This is a genomic window from Sphaerisporangium sp. NPDC088356 (assembly GCF_040685555.1).
Classification (GTDB): Bacteria; Actinomycetota; Actinomycetes; order Streptosporangiales; family Streptosporangiaceae; genus Sphaerisporangium.
In genome coordinates this window covers 34,651-48,678 of record NZ_JBFBIK010000052.1, presented here as the reverse complement: position 1 = coordinate 48,678, position 14,028 = coordinate 34,651, and the positions used below count along the sequence as shown (strand labels likewise).

Here is a 14,028-nt window from a genome sequence, read left to right as displayed (position 1 = left end):
CCCACCCTGGACCAGGCGTTACGCGCCGCCAAGCAGGCCGGATACCCGTTCGTCATCGTGGACGGAACGCTGATCCCGATCGACCGGGTGGCCGCCGACCGGCCATATTACTCGGGCAAGCATAAGAAGCACGGCATGAACATCCAGGTCATCGCCGCCCCGGATGGCACGCCGCTGTGGACCTCGGGCTTGAGCTTTACAAGGCGATCCCCAAGGTGGTCCAGCCCCACGCCAATCAAGGTCATCGCAACCATGAAGGCGACGATACCTACCAGAACGAGCAGAATCCATCCCACGATGGCAGCCCGATCGCCAACTTCTGAAGCATGCAAGAAATACGGCGAAGACGTCAAAGATCGAAGTTTAGACACGACGCACTGCACTGTCTGGGTTTTTAGTGGCTTAACCCGTTTTCTGATGGTGGGGCGCGCTCGAAGATCGTGAACATCTTCGCCTGATGATCAAAATTGGCGGTACGTGAAGGTCGCTCGGCTGCGCCTATACACCGTGGTGCAGCCGAGCGACCAGCGAGTAACCGGGCAAGATCACAGGGCACAACGAGGGCACACGAAGCCATAAGACGCCAAGAAATGTCAAGAGGCGACAAGGGATGCAATCGCAGATCAGGCGCTGCCTCGCGACATCGACCCTGGTCTCAGCCTCCGCCCTTGGCGAAGTGCTGGTAGTCCTTGGCGCCGTTGAAGTAGCCGCCCCATTCCCAGCCGTACTTCTCGAACAGGCGGACCACGCGGTCGTCAGGGTTGATGACGCCGGGCTTGTGCAGCGGGCGCTTGGCGAACTGCCTGGCGTTGTCGTGGGCGACCGAACCGTCGGGCTCGACCCAGGGGTTCTCCCGGGGGTTGATGTCGATGGCCCTGCCGTACGAGTGCTTGGACCAGCTGCTGGCGCCCGTGGTCCTGCGGCAGTTGAACGCCGAGGTGTTGTCGGCCTCGATGGAGTCGAAGTCGCTGCCCTTGTAGACGTCGATCGGCACCATGCGGGCGATCGGGAACCGCCACTCGTACAGCTGCCGGAACTGAGCGACCACGTCATCGGTGACCCCGCGGTTGACGATCAGCTCCCCGGTGTGGGCCTTCTTGTCGAAGCCCCAGTACGTCATCGTGACCTTGCGCAGGCTGTCCGGCGAGACGGGGCAGCCGGGGTGCCACGAGGCCTTGAGCCGGCCCGCGGTGACCTCGGAGACCTTCGACGTGAAGGCCGGCGGCTCTGAGCGCGACGCGGAAGTGGACGGCGTCGGGGAGCCCTCATCAGACGGAGCGGAAGAGGCTTCGCCGGACGGCGAGGCGGAGGCCTGGCCGGATGGCGACGCCACCGAAGAGGACGGCGCCGGTTCCGCGGTGACGCCGGAGCTGGTGCCGCACGCGGTGACGGTGGCCGACACGCAAGCCAGGGCGAGAACGCCCAGGTGGCGAAGCTTTCGTATCTCGGACATACGCCAGGGTAAGGGCATCCCGCCTCCGCTCGTGACGAAATCGTGATGTCGGCCGAATGTGTCGGCGTAACCAGACCGTTCGGGTTCTGTGTCGCAGGTTTTACTCGAAAGTCCTCGCGCACATGTTCGAGGGCGCGCTACAGTCGTGGCCATCGGATCGAACAGGGGTTCGGGCCGAGAGGTCCCAGGTGAGGGGTGGTGTGCGATGGCGTTGCTCTCACCCCCCGCGAGGCAGGCGTGCGCCCCACCCAGATCTGCGACACGCCGTAGCCCTTTCTACGGAAATCTAGGACGGCCGCTATATCCGGTCATAAAGTCCGAGAGCGTGGACCCCGTGCGCAATCCCTATGCCCCCGGTGCGGGGCAGCGCCCTCCGGAGCTTGCCGGGCGCGATCGTGAGCTGCAGCAGTTCGAGGTCGTGCTCGAGCGGGTGGCCCGTGGCCGCCCCGAGCGCAGCATGGTCCTCACCGGGCTGCGTGGCGTCGGAAAGACCGTGCTGCTCAACACCTTCAAGTCGATGGCCATGCAGCGGCTGTGGGGCACCGGCAAGATCGAGGCGCGCCCTGAGCAGTCGATCCGCCGTCCGGTCGCCGCCGCGCTGCACATGGCGATCCGCGAGCTGGCCCCGCGTCACCGTGCCCCCGAGCGCATCGAGGAGTTCCTCGGCGTGCTCAAGGCCTTCGCCATGCGCGACCCGTCCGCGGCGAAGGGCACGTCCCACTGGTCGCCGGCGATCGACGTCCCCGCGGGCAGGGGCCGGGCCGACTCGGGCGACCTGGAGATCGACCTCACCGAGCTCTTCGTCGACGCGGCCTCGGTGGCGACCGACCTGGGCGTCGGCGTGGCCCTCTTCATCGACGAGATGCAAGATGTGCAGGCCCCTGACATCTCCGCCCTCTGCGCCGCCTGCCACGAGCTCTCCCAGAGTGGCGGCCCGCTGATCGTGGTGGGCGCGGGCCTTCCCCACCTCCCCGGCGTGCTGAGCGCCAGCAAGAGCTATTCCGAGCGCCTGTTCCGTTACGCGCGCATCGACCGGCTCGACCGGGAGGCCGCCGACCTCGCCCTGATCGCCCCCGCCGAGCGCGAGCAGGTCGAGTTCACCCAGGAGGCGCTCGACGCGCTGTACGAGGCGGCCGACGGCTACCCCTACTTCGTCCAGGCCTATGGCAAGGTCGCCTGGGATCTCGCGCCCGGCAGCCCCATCACCGCCGATGACATCAGGGTCGCCTCTCCCGAGGCCGAGGAGGAGCTCGCGGTCGGGTTCTTCGGAAGCCGTTACGAGCGCGCGACCCCCGCCGAGCGCGATTACATGCACGCCATGGCCTCCGTCGGCGACGAGCCCGTCCCGACGTCCGACGTGGCCGAGTTGCTCGGGCGTAAGCCGTCCAGCTTGTCCCCAGCCCGCGACAGCCTCATCAAGAAGGGACTCATTTTCAGCGCCGAGCGCGGCCTGATCGCCTTCACCGTGCCGCACTTCGGCAAGTTCCTCCGGGCGCAGCCGCTGTAGGCCCCACAAGCCGAGCGCAGTGTTGTGCGCTCCCATTGATCTCTCTACGGCTTTCTAGAGGGGAAGCTAGAGAGCCGTAGAGAGTTGAATTCGCGGTGCCGGGCGATCAAGAACGCCCTCTGCGGGCGCGAAGGCCAGGCTGGGGCCTTCGCGCCTGCCTTGATTGCACTATCTAGGGCTATCTAGCGTGCGGCCGATATGCCCATAGATTCATGCAGAGTCCCGTCGTTCCCGTCGGCTCCCACCACGGCCACCCGTACGGCCGGCCGCCGCCCGCTGAGGTAGACGGCGAAGACGACCTCGGCCTTGGCCCCTGCGGCGGTGCGTCCCGGGTAGACGAAGAACCGCCAGCACAGCTCGCGCCAGGTGTCCTCCGGTTCCACCGAGACCAGCAGCGCCGTGTGGGACCGCCACTCGCTGCTCGACCGCAGGCGTGAGAGCGCTCGGGCCGCCGGTACGGGCCGTTGCTCACAGGGCGCGCGGTACCTGACACGCGCGATCGCCTCCTCCAGTTCGGGAGACAGGAGCGACAGCAGCACGACGCCCGCGGCCAGCGCGATCGCCAGGTCCAAGGACAGGCCGGACAGCACTTCGGCCCCCGACACGGGGACGAGCGCCACGGCCACCGCCATCGCGGTCAGCGCGACGGCCCGGCCGATCGAGCGCAGGCCCACCGGCGAGCCGCTCGCCTCGCCGAAACAGCCGCACCCCACGTCGGGCCGACGGCGGCGCAGCTCCCACAGCACGTAGGTGGCGACGGAGAAGAACGCGATCGTCCCCCACCGGGGCAGCGGGTTACGGGTGAAGAGCAGGCCGGTGGCGAGCGTGATCTCCACGCAGGCGCAGAAGATCAGCATCGGCTTGCGCCAGCGTTCGGGGACGAGCATCGCGGGGCCCAGCCGGGTGAGCCCGCCGGGTTCGGCGTCGGTCCCGGCGGTCGCGATCTTGGCCACGCCCCCGAGAACGAGAAGCAGTACGAGCAGTATGAGTGCGGCAGTGGCGAGCGTTGTGGTCTCCACGGTCACCCCAATCCGACACGGGCGTTGAAGCATCCCTTGGCGAGGTCTCCACCGAGCTCGACGAAGGAGACCGGTGACAGTTCCACGATTCGCCCCCGTGGCGAGGTGCCGCATTCCACGCAACGGTCGCAGAAGCGCCCCGCGACGCATCCGCAGGCGATGATCGGTAGCACCAGGGCGCGGCCTTCGCACACGTTCCCGACGTACAGCATCGAGCCGAGCGCGAGGTACGGGAGACCGGTGCACGATATCCCCGCGTCCTCGCAGCCGGAATCGGTACGTTCCAACATCGGGTACGCGACTCCGGCCTCCCCGTCGTCGAAGGCGTCCGACCAGGCGGCGGCCCCGGAGATCCTCGACTGGATCCCGCCGTACGCGGGCGGGGGAGGCGGGACGGCCGTCGCCCGGTAGGCGGGCTGGGAGGTGGCGGGGAGCCGCGCGAAGGTCGTGCCCTCCATCCGCGTTCCGATGGCGTCGAACAGGAAGCCCGGTTCGAGCTGCGGATGCCGTACGCGAAGGCGTCCCGAGGCGCCGTAGGGGATCACGACCGTGCGCCTGCCCCGGTGCGGACCGCAGTCCAGCTCGACCGTCAGGTCCCTGCGTTCCTTGCCCAGCTCAAGGATCACCCCGGTGATGCGCGTGATGTCACCCCAGAGACGCTCGGCCACGCGGCCGGACTGCCGGGCGCGGACGACGACGCGGGCACCGACCGGAAGCTCGGCCGGAGCGACCGGCCGGCCGTGCCAGGCTGTGGCCCACGGCGCGATGACCAGCCTTTCCTCCACGCCCTCGCTGTTCGCAAGGACGACGAGGTGTGGGCTGATGTCCAGGATCTCGCCGGTCACCGCGCTCAGCGCCGGGCGCTCTTCCACCGCCGCCTGCGGCGGGACGCCGCTCCGTCCGAGTGCGGCGGATGCCAGCGCATAGCGACGCTCAACTCCCATCGGCCCCTCCCCGGTCGCCGTCGCGAGTCTTCCTCGTTGTCCGCTAGCGTCACACGGTTCGTCGCCGGCACCCTGGCTGGCGGGGCGATTATTTCCCCCCGTATCAGTGCGCGTAGCAAATTACCCACTCCAGGATGAACTACTCGCCGCCCCAGGGGGTCACCCGACTGTAACGATCTTTGCCGTTGACGGGGCGAAACCTGGATTGAGGATCAGCCGCATTATGGCTTCCGGCTGCGATTCTGACCACGAGATTCGAATGAATCATGGCCCTTCGTCACGGCATCGGTGATCGCATGAGCGGCAAAGACGAGGAGTTCCGCGAGTACGTGGTTGCCCGCGGTCCCGCACTGTTGCGCGTGGCCTACCAGCTGACCGGCCAGCCCGCCGACGCGGAGGACCTGCTTCAGGCCGCCCTGGCCAAGACCTACCTCGCCTGGGACCGCATCAACGACAGGGGCTCACTCGACGGGTACGTGCGCCGGGCCATGGTCAACATCAACATCTCGTGGTGGCGGCGCAGGAAGCTGGAGGAGTACCCGTCGGAGGAGCTGCCGGAGACCCCGGTCAAGGACGGCCCGAGCCCCGGGGAGATCCACGAGCTGCTGGAGGAGGCGATCAACCGGCTGCCCACCCGGCAGCGTACGGCGATCGTGCTGCGCTACTACGAGGACATGAGCGAGCCGGAGATCGCCAAAGCTCTCGGGATCAGCATCGGCACCGTGAAGAGCACGGTGTCGCGGGCGATGGCCAAGCTCCGTGGCGATCTGGTCGTCGTGGAGTCTCAGCAGCCGGAGGTACAGGCCCGGTTATGACGGACCGCGGGCCGCGGGCCTGGCCACGGAATTGACCGAGCGCTTGTCTCAGGAACGGCCCGGGGCCAGACTCGGAAAGCGGAGGTGGCACTGATGCGCAGCACCATGCCCGACTACCCGCTCACCATCGCCTCGATCATGAGGCACGGCACCGGCCTGTTCGGCGACCACGAGGTGGTCACGTACACCGGCGACGGGTACCACCGCCTGCCGTACCGCGAGCTGGCGCGGGAGGCCGCACGCCTGGCGGGCGCCCTGCGCGGCCTCGGCGTGGACGGTGACCAGCGTGTCGGCAGCTTCAGCTGGAACAACACTGCCCACCTCACCGCCTACCTCGCCGTGCCGAGCATGGGGGCGGTGCTGCACCCGCTGAACATCCGGCTCTTCCCCGAGCAGGTCGTCTACATCGCGAACCACGCCGAGGACGACGTCGTCATCGTGGACGCATCGCTGGTGCCGCTGCTCGCGCCGATCCTTCCCGAGATGAAGACGGTGCGACACGTGATCGTCATCGGCGAGGCGGACACCGAGCCGCTCGTCTCGGCGGGCAAGGATGTGCACGACTACCGCACGCTCCTCGACGCGGCGTCCGACGGCTTCGACTGGCCCGAGCTGGACGAGCGCGCTGCGGCCTCCATGTGTTACACGAGCGGCACGACCGGCCACCCCAAGGGCGTCGTCTACAGTCACCGGTCGGCCTATCTCCACTCCATGAGCGTCTGCACGGCGAACGCCGTCGGCCTCTCGTCCGGCGACCGGGTGCTGCCGATCGTGCCGATGTTCCACGCCAACGCCTGGGGCCTGCCGTACGCCGCGGTGATGGCCGGGGCCTCGCTGGTCATGCCCGACAGGTTCCTGCAGGCGGAGCACCTGACGAGGGTCGTCGCCGAGGAACGGCCGACGGTCTCGGGCGCGGTCCCGACGATCTGGGGGGACGTGCTGCGCCATGCCCGGCAGCACGACTCCGACCTGTCGTCCCTGCGGCTGGTGACGTGCGGCGGGTCCGCCGTGCCCGAGTCGCTGATGCGGGCCCTGGAGGCGGAGTTCGGCGTCCGGGTCGTGCAGGCGTGGGGGATGACCGAAACCTCGCCGCTCGCGACCGTGGCCCATGGCGACTCGTGGGACCTGCGTGTCACCCAGGGCAGGCTCCTGGCGGGCGTCGAAGGCAGGCTCGTCGGCGGGGGCGACACCGTGCTGGACGCCGACGGGGTCGCGGTGGGCGAGCTGGAGGTACGCGGGCCATGGGTCACCGGGGCGTACCACCTGGACGAGGACACCTCGCGGTTCCACGACGGCTGGCTGCGCACGGGGGACGTGGGCAAGCTCGACGCCGGCGGCTACGTGACGCTGACCGACAGGGCCAAGGACGTCATCAAGTCCGGCGGGGAGTGGATCTCTTCGGTGGAGCTGGAGAACGCCCTGATGGGCCATCCCGCCGTGGTGGAGGCGGCGGTCATCGGTGTGCCGGACGAACGCTGGGGGGAGCGTCCGCTGGCGTGTGTGGTGCTCGACGGTACGGCCGGAGTGGCGGAGCTCCGGGAGTTCCTGTCGGCAAAGGTCGCGCGCTGGCAACTGCCGGAGCGCTGGGCGTTCGTCGAGGCCGTGCCCAAGACGAGTGTCGGCAAGTTCGCGAAGCGCGCCCTGCGCGAGATGCACGCCCGGGGCGAGCTCACGATCGTGGAGAGCTGACCTCGCCTGGCTCGACCGCGCCCGCGGTGGCGCACGGCCGTACGACGTCACGGATGACTCGCAGAGCGCTCAGGAACGTCTCCAGCTGCTCGGGGGCGAGCAGCCCCGTGAACCAGGTCTCGATGTCCTTGAGATGTTTGGGGATGACCGCCTCCAGACGGGTGAGGCCGGCATCGGTCAGCGTGGCGTACGACGCCCGCCGGTCGCTGGCGCAGGCCACGCGCTCGACCAGGCCCTCGCGCTCCAGCCTGTCGACGACCCGGGTCACCCCGCTGGTCGACAGCGACGTCTGGGCTGCCAGGTCGCTCATGCGCAGCCTGCACGCGGGGGATCGCGCCAGGCGGATAAGGGTCTCGCAGTCGATTTCGGACAGCCCGGCCTCCGCGAAGACCGGGTTCATCTTGGTCGCCAGCCCGGCGTGGACCTCGGACAGCAGGCCCATCGCGGTGAGCCTCGGATCGTCAGTTGGAATCACGTTCACAGTCTAGACGACGTTAGTTGACGAGAGGAATATTCCTCGTGTAGACATCTGTTGCAGAAGACATCCGCACGGCAACTACATCGTTCACGGGAGATGGCACATGAGCACTCGCGCCTGGGAAGGCATCACGATCCCCGAGCCCGGCACCTTCGACCTGGATGTCGCGCACACCCGCATCGGCTTCAGCGCCAAGCACATGATGGTGAGCAAGGTCCGCGGCCGGTTCGGGGAGTTCTCCGGAAGCGTCACGATCGCCGAGAACCCGCTCGAGTCGTCGGCCGAGCTGACCATCAAGACCGCCAGCATCGACACCGGCAGCGCCGACCGCGACACGCACCTGCGCGGCGACGACTTCCTGTCGGTGGAGAAGTTCCCCGAGCTCACCTTCCGGAGCACCCGCGTCGTCAGCCACTCCGGCGACGAGCTCGTGGTCGTCGGCGACCTCACGATCCGTGACGTCACCAAGGAGGTCACGCTCAAGGTCGAGTACGGCGGCGCCGGCACCAACCCGTGGGGCCAGGAGCTCTTCGGCTTCGACATCGAGACCGAGATCGAGCGCGAGGAGTTCGGCCTCACCTGGAACGTCGCCCTGGAGACCGGTGGCGTCCTGGTGGGCAAGAAGATCAAGATCGAGATCGAGGGCGAGGCCACCCGCCGCGCCTGACACTGACGAGATCCGTCAGAGAGCTCCGGCGTGTCACGCGTGATCTCTCCGATGGTTCCTGCGTGTCCGATCGCCGTACGGTGTCGATGATCCGCGTTTCCCACACTCTGTATCCACAGCCTGTGGATACAGAGTGTGGGAAACCTCTCGTCCTGTGCCTGCCGACACGCCGATCCGGCGGTACCCCTCGGCTGACCAGGTGAATTGCGAGGAATGCCGGGGGACGATCGGTGACGGACCGGGGCATGGACGAGGGAGCGGCCGGTGACGAAGCATCCCTTCCGCGACATGTTCGGCCGCCACGGCGAATCCACTTTGCCGCTCAGCATCAAGGCCGGTACTCTGTGCTGAGCCAGTCGGGCTCCAAGCGAGCCGACGGGCTATCAGGAGGCTTCGCCTAGTCAGGTCTATGGCGCCGCACTGCTAATGCGGTTTGGGTCTACAGCCCATCCGGGGTTCAAATCCCCGAGCCTCCGCACATCAGAGGCCCTCTCCCGATTTCGGGACGAGGGCCTTTTTGATCTCTGTTGAGGGTCATAGTTGCAGTTCTAGTTGCAGTTGACCGCCGTGCCTTATGCATCGCCCCAGAGTGCGGACCCCATGCGCCTGCTCGCATCCTGCATCAGATCACTGGCGACGTGTGTGTACCGCTCGGTCGTGGTCACTCGTGCGTGGCCGAGGATCTCCTGAACCACGCGGATGTTCACGCCCTGCGCGACGAGGAGCGTCCCCGCGGTGTGCCTCGCGTCGTGAAGCCGAGCGTCACGGACACCGGCCTTCTTCAGGATCGACTTCCACACCTTGTAGTCCTCGCTCCGCTCCATCGGCCTGCCCCGTTGGGTCGCGAAGACGATGTCGTGATCCTCCCAGAGATCACCGGCCTTCTCGCGCTCGGCCGCCTGCCAGTCACGATGAGCCCGCAGGATGGGCAGCAGCTCCGGAGGGCATTGCAGGGTCAGCCGGCTCTTACCCTTGCGCTGCCGAAAGACCAGGCCGCCCCCGCGTCGTTTCGGGCAGCGGTCCGCGTGACCGGTGCACCCTTTCGGGCATGTCCGTGTCGGGCAGGTATGGCCGGGCTTCTTACAGCCTTCCAGGCATTTGGACTCGTGCTTATGCTCGGTGCACCGTTTCTTGCACGGCCACCGATGCCACTCCTTGCCGCAGGTGTGGGTGTCGTCGCAGCCGTGCTCCCAGGGCTTGCGCTGGACCTGGTACCACGCTTTGATCACGCCGGATTCGAGATCAACGAAGGACCAACGCAGCCCGAGCGCCTCGCCCTGACGGATGCCGAGCGAGAGAGCGACCGACCAGCGCGCCCCGTTCCGCCTGGTCTTGGCAACCTCAAGGATCTTCCGCGCCTCCTCGCGGGTGAGGGACTCGATATCGGGGTCGTTCGCCACGGGTGCATCAATCAGGGTGGCGACGTTGGTTGTGATCTTCCTGCGGCGGACGGCGATCTTCAGCGCCCGCGACAGGATGCGATGGATCTTGAGCACGGTGCTTGAGGAGAGGTCCCGCTCCAGCATGGTCGTGTATGCCTGGTCCAGGTGCTCAGGCGCGAGCTTGTCGAGCCGGTGACGGCCGAGCAAGGGAATGATCCAGTGCCGTGTCTTGGATCGGTAGTCCTCCAGCGTGCGCGGAGCCAGCTTGCCCGAGGTCACCAGTCGTTCACAGATCACGTCGAGGTACTCGGCCATCCACTCGGCGACGGTGGGAACGCGGCCCGGCTTACTGACGTGCCCCGTCTCCCGCTTGCCCTCCAACTCCTGAACCTTGCGCGTGACCTCGGACTCCGTCTTAGCCATGCGGTGCCGACGATCGGGTGATCCGTCTGGCTTGGTGCCGACCACGACCCAGCCATGCCAGAAGCCGTCATTGCCGAGGTAGATGGACGAACGGCCGTTGGGCTTCCGAGTCGCCATCACGCCACCTCACGGTGCGCAAGGCCGGCCTCAGCCTCAAGCGCACGGGCGAACTCAACGAGCGCCCAGGTGGGAACGAGCCGGTATCCCTCCCGCTTGATCGACTGAAGCTCACCGGCCTTGATCAGCCGGAACACGGCCGTACGGCTCATGCCGAGCGCGTCTGCCGCCTCTTTGGGACGGTAGAACAGCTTCTCCATGTTCATGCCGCCTCTCGCGTTGCCGAAAGATCTTGGGTGGGTTGTCCGTCTGCTCGTGCTTGGGCTTGCTGGAGTGCGGTGCGCCATCGTTGGCGGTTGCCGATTTCTTTGAGGAGTCGTTCGGCCAGGGCTGGCACGTCGCGATCCGATGGGGTGGCGACGCGCCACAGGTAGCGGTGCGGGTCGACGGGTGGCGCCTCGTCATCGGTTGCTGAAAGACCAAGTTGTTCCAGGACCCAGGCCCGGCGGTCATGCCTGTGTTCGGACAGGGTCTTACCGGACCACTTACGCGAGACCAGGACCCGGCGGCCGGTGTAGCCGAGGTGTTCGGGCTTGTGAGCCTTGCCTCGGCAGCCGCCCGGACGCATCCCGGCTTTGGCGCTTTTGGGCTGTACGCCGTAGCGCAGCCAGTTCGGGCATGTCGGGGCGCACGGCTCGTAGCGAAGGACGTTCATGAGCCGTTCCACGTGTGCCCGTATCGCGTCGCTTTCGGAGGTGTGGCATTCGGCCAGGGACTTGGTGAGGTACTTGGACAGGTAGTACAGCCCCTTGTCGGCCCCCGGCGACCCGGCGAGTACGCCCTTGACGTCGACCTGTTGGCCCAGGCGCGCTACGTGCAGGGGTTCGGCGTCCTGGTCGGCGTCGAGGAGGTCGAGTGCCTGTTCCCACGTGGGCAGCAGTTCGCCCGTTTCGGGGTCGAGGTAGTCGCCGGCCTGCCCGTCCTCACGGTCTCCGGCGTGCTCATCGGCGACCCACACCGGCAGGTGTTCGCCCTCGAAGTGGATCTCATCGCACGGTGGCCACCACACCTGGTGGTAGGTCGCCGCCGCTATGGCCTTGACCTCGGCTCGTGGCAGGGTGCCCCGCACGGCCATGTGCAGGTGCGGCGCGAGACGGCGTTGAGGTTCGACGGTGGCGAAGTACTGCACGTCATACCCGGCGACACGGCGAAGGTTCTGCACGAACCGGTCCACCAGTTTGGGGAAGTGGATCGCATCCCGTGCCGCCCGAACGTAGTCGTATGTGGAGGGGTCGACCGGAGTGCCGTCCGACTTCACTTTGCCGTAGCTGTCGCAGGTCAGGGTGATGAACAGCGACGGCCGGTAGACCCTGCCATCCGAGGCGGCAAACGTGCGCCCAACGGTGCGGTTCTCCCGCTGCCGCTTAGGCAGATCGGGAGCATCCTGCCGGCGACGAGTCGAGCGAGACCGCCGCGGCTTACCCGCCCCAGGGACCACGCTGCCCCGCACGCCCGAGGTGGCAAGCTCGTCTTCCAGGGTGGTGATCACCTCATCCCACACCGCTGTGTCCCCGCCGGTCTCCTCGGCCAGCTCGCGGAGCACATGGGCATCAGCGCGTTCCTCGATGAGCCAGAGCTGGCGTTCGGTCGGTTCGTTGGGTTCGGCGACCGGTTCGGCATCCAGATGCCAGCCCTCCCGGCATTGGGCCTTACGGAGCTGCACGGCCCTACGTGCGCACGGCTCGCACTTGCTTTCCAGCGTCGCGCCGCACGGGATGTTGACGATCTCGGTCTTGCCCGTCTCGGTGTCGGTGCGCTTGAGCGGGATGGGGCGGATACAGACGCCGTGCTGTTTGGCTACCTCGGTGATGACGTCCAGGGCCATCGGCATGGACTGGCGGACAGAGCGGGGGAGGTTGCGGTCGCCCGGGTTGGTCACGCGGCCTCACCGCCGTCGACCTCGGGGAGGGTGATCGCGGTCTGACCGCATTCACGGCACTCGACCAGCCCGCGCACGGGGTCGAGCCACAGCATGTTCAGGCAGCCGCACAGGGCGCAGCGCAGCCCGTCGAGGAAGTGAGCCAGCGTCATCGTGCCTCACCCGCCCCCGCGAACTCGGCCACCATGGCGCGGATGTCGAAGTCGGAGACGAACGCCGCCCGGACCCGGACCGGTTCGGGGGAGGCTTCCAGCCGCACGTACCCGACGCCGGCTCCACGTGAAGGGGTCGAGGAGATCTGATCGGCCAGCGCCCCACGGTCCCGCGCCCCGTCGCCGAGCACGAGATCAACCTGTGTGGGCTCGTCCAACCGTAGGGCGATCTTGTCGGGGAACAGGTTCCGGATGCTCAGGATCTCTTTGCGCGGGTCTTGGAGCGCGGCCAGGACGCCGACGCCGACCGCCCGGCCTTGTGTGGTGAGGGTGGCCAGGGCCGAGGTGATGCGTTCTTTGAGTTTGCGGTCGGTCTGGTAGGCGGTGAGGAACGCCACCTCATCCACGACCACCAGGACGAACGGGTCCTCCACGGTGGGGACGTGGTTGCGCTGGACTCCGGCGAACCGGCCCGCTCGCTCCTGCATGACCTTGACGGCCGCTTCGAGCAGGTCGGTGCACGCGCCGGGGTCGGCGGCGTACCGGTCCCCGAACAGCGCCTGCCCGTAGGACAGTTCCATGAGCTTGGGGTCCAGCGCCCAGACCTCGACCAGCCCGGCGCGCATCGCGGGGAGTAACCCGCGGATGGCCGACCACAGCCACGAGCCTTTGCCTGCACCGGTCGCGCCGGCCACCAGTACGTGAGTCCCGTGCAGCTTGAGGAGGTACGGGGCGCCGTCCTCCCGCAGGCCGATCGGGACCGCCGACACCTGCACATCCCCCGAGATGGGCAACGCGGGGATGGGCGTAGAGAGTAGATCACACCGGGGGAAGACCAGGGTCATACGGCCGGGTTTGCTCAGCTTGACCCGGCATTCGGGACCGGCGAACCCGTGGGCGAGGTTGTCGGCCTTGTCCTGCCAGTCGGCCGCCGCCTGCCCCGACAGCATCTTCACCGTCACCACATCGGCGGTAGCCGTACAGGCGACCTTGAGCAGCCGGGGAAGGTACTCACGGCCGCCCACGTGCTTGGCAAGGCCAGAGACGACCATGACCGGTTGCCAGTGCCGCCGGTAGGTCCACATCCACCGCCACCACGCCCGAAGCCGCAGCCCCACCCCGGCGGTGAACGAGACCGGATCGGTCAGCCGCCACCCGAGCAGGGAGGAGGTGACCGCGACGACGAGCGCCAGGGCGACGCGCCACCCGTACAGTAGGCATAAGACGAGGGGGACGGTGACGATCAGGCAGGCGACCGGGTGCCGCCACACCATCCGGACCAGGCCCACCACGGCGCGGAACAGCATCGAGCAGATCGTGAAAATGGCCGGAGTGTTGACCACGACGGGCCGGAACACGACCGAGTTGGGGACGGTGGAGACGATGTCGCGGGTGTAGTCGCCAGGGAGTTTGCGCAGCATAAGCTGAACGCCTCTTCTCGTGAATTTGAGTCTCAGGGGGAGAGAGATCGGGGGCCGCCGGAAGTTGGCGCTTCTGGCGGCC

General features: G+C 67.5%; 14 protein-coding genes, 1 tRNA gene and 1 pseudogene. 7 read left to right on the top strand and 9 right to left on the bottom strand.

What is annotated here, in order from left to right:
• Nucleotides 1–180 (top strand): annotated as a pseudogene (locus AB0O34_RS20400) (transposase family protein); the annotation flags it as partial.
• Between the two features lie 475 nt (nt 181–655).
• Here AB0O34_RS20400 and AB0O34_RS20395 read toward each other — a convergent pair.
• The gene (locus AB0O34_RS20395; protein ID WP_363917432.1) at nt 656–1,120 is read right to left on the bottom strand and encodes a M15 family metallopeptidase; all 465 of its coding nucleotides are present in this window, start codon (nt 1,118–1,120) and stop codon (nt 656–658) included.
• Nucleotides 1,121–1,190: 70 nt separating this feature from the next.
• Between AB0O34_RS20395 and AB0O34_RS20390 the strand changes: the two genes are divergently transcribed.
• On the top strand, nt 1,191–1,499 hold the full coding sequence (locus AB0O34_RS20390) for a hypothetical protein (RefSeq protein WP_363917430.1): 309 nt from the start codon (nt 1,191–1,193) through the stop codon (nt 1,497–1,499).
• Between the two features lie 279 nt (nt 1,500–1,778).
• Nucleotides 1,779–2,960: an ATP-binding protein gene (locus tag AB0O34_RS20385; RefSeq protein WP_363917428.1), complete on the top strand. Its 1,182-nt coding sequence runs from the start codon at nt 1,779–1,781 to the stop codon at nt 2,958–2,960.
• Nucleotides 2,961–3,142: 182 nt separating this feature from the next.
• Here AB0O34_RS20385 and AB0O34_RS20380 read toward each other — a convergent pair whose 3' ends face one another.
• Nucleotides 3,143–3,979, bottom strand: coding sequence for a MauE/DoxX family redox-associated membrane protein (locus AB0O34_RS20380; RefSeq protein WP_363917426.1), 837 nt, complete (start codon nt 3,977–3,979; stop codon nt 3,143–3,145).
• A gap of 2 nt (nt 3,980–3,981) precedes the next feature.
• Complete coding sequence (locus AB0O34_RS20375; protein WP_363917424.1) at nt 3,982–4,923, bottom strand: hypothetical protein; 942 nt, start codon at nt 4,921–4,923, stop codon at nt 3,982–3,984.
• Nucleotides 4,924–5,219: 296 nt separating this feature from the next.
• On the opposite strand from AB0O34_RS20375, the gene AB0O34_RS20370 reads away from it, so the two are divergent.
• Both AB0O34_RS20370 and AB0O34_RS20365 read left to right on the top strand, forming a co-directional pair.
• On the top strand, nt 5,220–5,738 hold the full coding sequence (locus AB0O34_RS20370) for a SigE family RNA polymerase sigma factor (RefSeq protein ID WP_363917422.1): 519 nt from the start codon (nt 5,220–5,222) through the stop codon (nt 5,736–5,738).
• Nucleotides 5,739–5,831: 93 nt separating this feature from the next.
• Nucleotides 5,832–7,427, top strand: a complete 1,596-nt coding sequence (locus tag AB0O34_RS20365; protein WP_363917420.1) for a long-chain fatty acid--CoA ligase — start codon at nt 5,832–5,834, stop codon at nt 7,425–7,427.
• Here the strand turns inward: AB0O34_RS20365 and AB0O34_RS20360 are convergent.
• Nucleotides 7,408–7,902, bottom strand: coding sequence for a MarR family transcriptional regulator (locus tag AB0O34_RS20360; RefSeq protein WP_363917418.1), 495 nt, complete (start codon nt 7,900–7,902; stop codon nt 7,408–7,410). The genes AB0O34_RS20365 and AB0O34_RS20360 overlap by 20 nt on opposite strands.
• A 106-nt stretch (nt 7,903–8,008) precedes the next feature.
• On the opposite strand from AB0O34_RS20360, the gene AB0O34_RS20355 reads away from it, so the two are divergent.
• Nucleotides 8,009–8,572 carry a YceI family protein gene (locus AB0O34_RS20355; protein ID WP_363917416.1) on the top strand — a complete coding sequence of 188 codons (564 nt, stop codon included), beginning with the start codon at nt 8,009–8,011 and terminating at the stop codon, nt 8,570–8,572.
• 386 nt (nt 8,573–8,958) lie between these two features.
• Nucleotides 8,959–9,048, top strand: a tRNA-Ser gene (locus AB0O34_RS20350).
• A gap of 96 nt (nt 9,049–9,144) precedes the next feature.
• Here the strand turns inward: AB0O34_RS20350 and AB0O34_RS20345 are convergent.
• From AB0O34_RS20345 to AB0O34_RS20325, 5 genes are all read right to left on the bottom strand, one after another.
• Nucleotides 9,145–10,422, bottom strand: coding sequence for a tyrosine-type recombinase/integrase (locus tag AB0O34_RS20345; RefSeq protein ID WP_363917414.1), 1,278 nt, complete (start codon nt 10,420–10,422; stop codon nt 9,145–9,147).
• 71 nt (nt 10,423–10,493) lie between these two features.
• A complete protein-coding gene (locus AB0O34_RS20340) occupies nt 10,494–10,700 on the bottom strand; it encodes a helix-turn-helix domain-containing protein (protein ID WP_363917412.1) in 207 nt (68 codons plus the stop codon).
• Nucleotides 10,697–12,373 (bottom strand): replication initiator, encoded by a 1,677-nt coding sequence (locus AB0O34_RS20335; RefSeq protein WP_363917410.1) that lies wholly within the window; start codon nt 12,371–12,373, stop codon nt 10,697–10,699. Before AB0O34_RS20335 ends, AB0O34_RS20340 begins: the two co-directional genes overlap by 4 nt.
• The gene (locus tag AB0O34_RS20330) at nt 12,370–12,525 is read right to left on the bottom strand and encodes a hypothetical protein (protein ID WP_363917408.1); all 156 of its coding nucleotides are present in this window, start codon (nt 12,523–12,525) and stop codon (nt 12,370–12,372) included. Before AB0O34_RS20330 ends, AB0O34_RS20335 begins: the two co-directional genes overlap by 4 nt.
• On the bottom strand, nt 12,522–13,946 hold the full coding sequence (locus AB0O34_RS20325; RefSeq protein WP_363917406.1) for an FtsK/SpoIIIE domain-containing protein: 1,425 nt from the start codon (nt 13,944–13,946) through the stop codon (nt 12,522–12,524). The genes AB0O34_RS20330 and AB0O34_RS20325 overlap by 4 nt, the downstream gene beginning before the upstream one ends.
• Nucleotides 13,947–14,028: the final 82 nt, after the last annotated feature.

What these genes read in the sequence shown, in the direction of transcription:
- AB0O34_RS20325 (WP_363917406.1), bottom strand. Translation starts at nt 13,946, where the DNA reads ATGCTGCGCAAACTCCCTGGCGACTACACCCGCGACATCGTCTCCACC.
- AB0O34_RS20395 (WP_363917432.1), bottom strand. Translation starts at nt 1,120, where the DNA reads ATGACGTACTGGGGCTTCGACAAGAAGGCCCACACCGGGGAGCTGATC.
- AB0O34_RS20375 (WP_363917424.1), bottom strand. Translation starts at nt 4,923, where the DNA reads ATGGGAGTTGAGCGTCGCTATGCGCTGGCATCCGCCGCACTCGGACGG.
- AB0O34_RS20370 (WP_363917422.1), top strand. Translation starts at nt 5,220, where the DNA reads ATGAGCGGCAAAGACGAGGAGTTCCGCGAGTACGTGGTTGCCCGCGGT.
- AB0O34_RS20340 (WP_363917412.1), bottom strand. Translation starts at nt 10,700, where the DNA reads ATGAACATGGAGAAGCTGTTCTACCGTCCCAAAGAGGCGGCAGACGCG.
- AB0O34_RS20365 (WP_363917420.1), top strand. Translation starts at nt 5,832, where the DNA reads ATGCGCAGCACCATGCCCGACTACCCGCTCACCATCGCCTCGATCATG.
- AB0O34_RS20330 (WP_363917408.1), bottom strand. Translation starts at nt 12,525, where the DNA reads ATGACGCTGGCTCACTTCCTCGACGGGCTGCGCTGCGCCCTGTGCGGC.
- AB0O34_RS20355 (WP_363917416.1), top strand. Translation starts at nt 8,009, where the DNA reads ATGAGCACTCGCGCCTGGGAAGGCATCACGATCCCCGAGCCCGGCACC.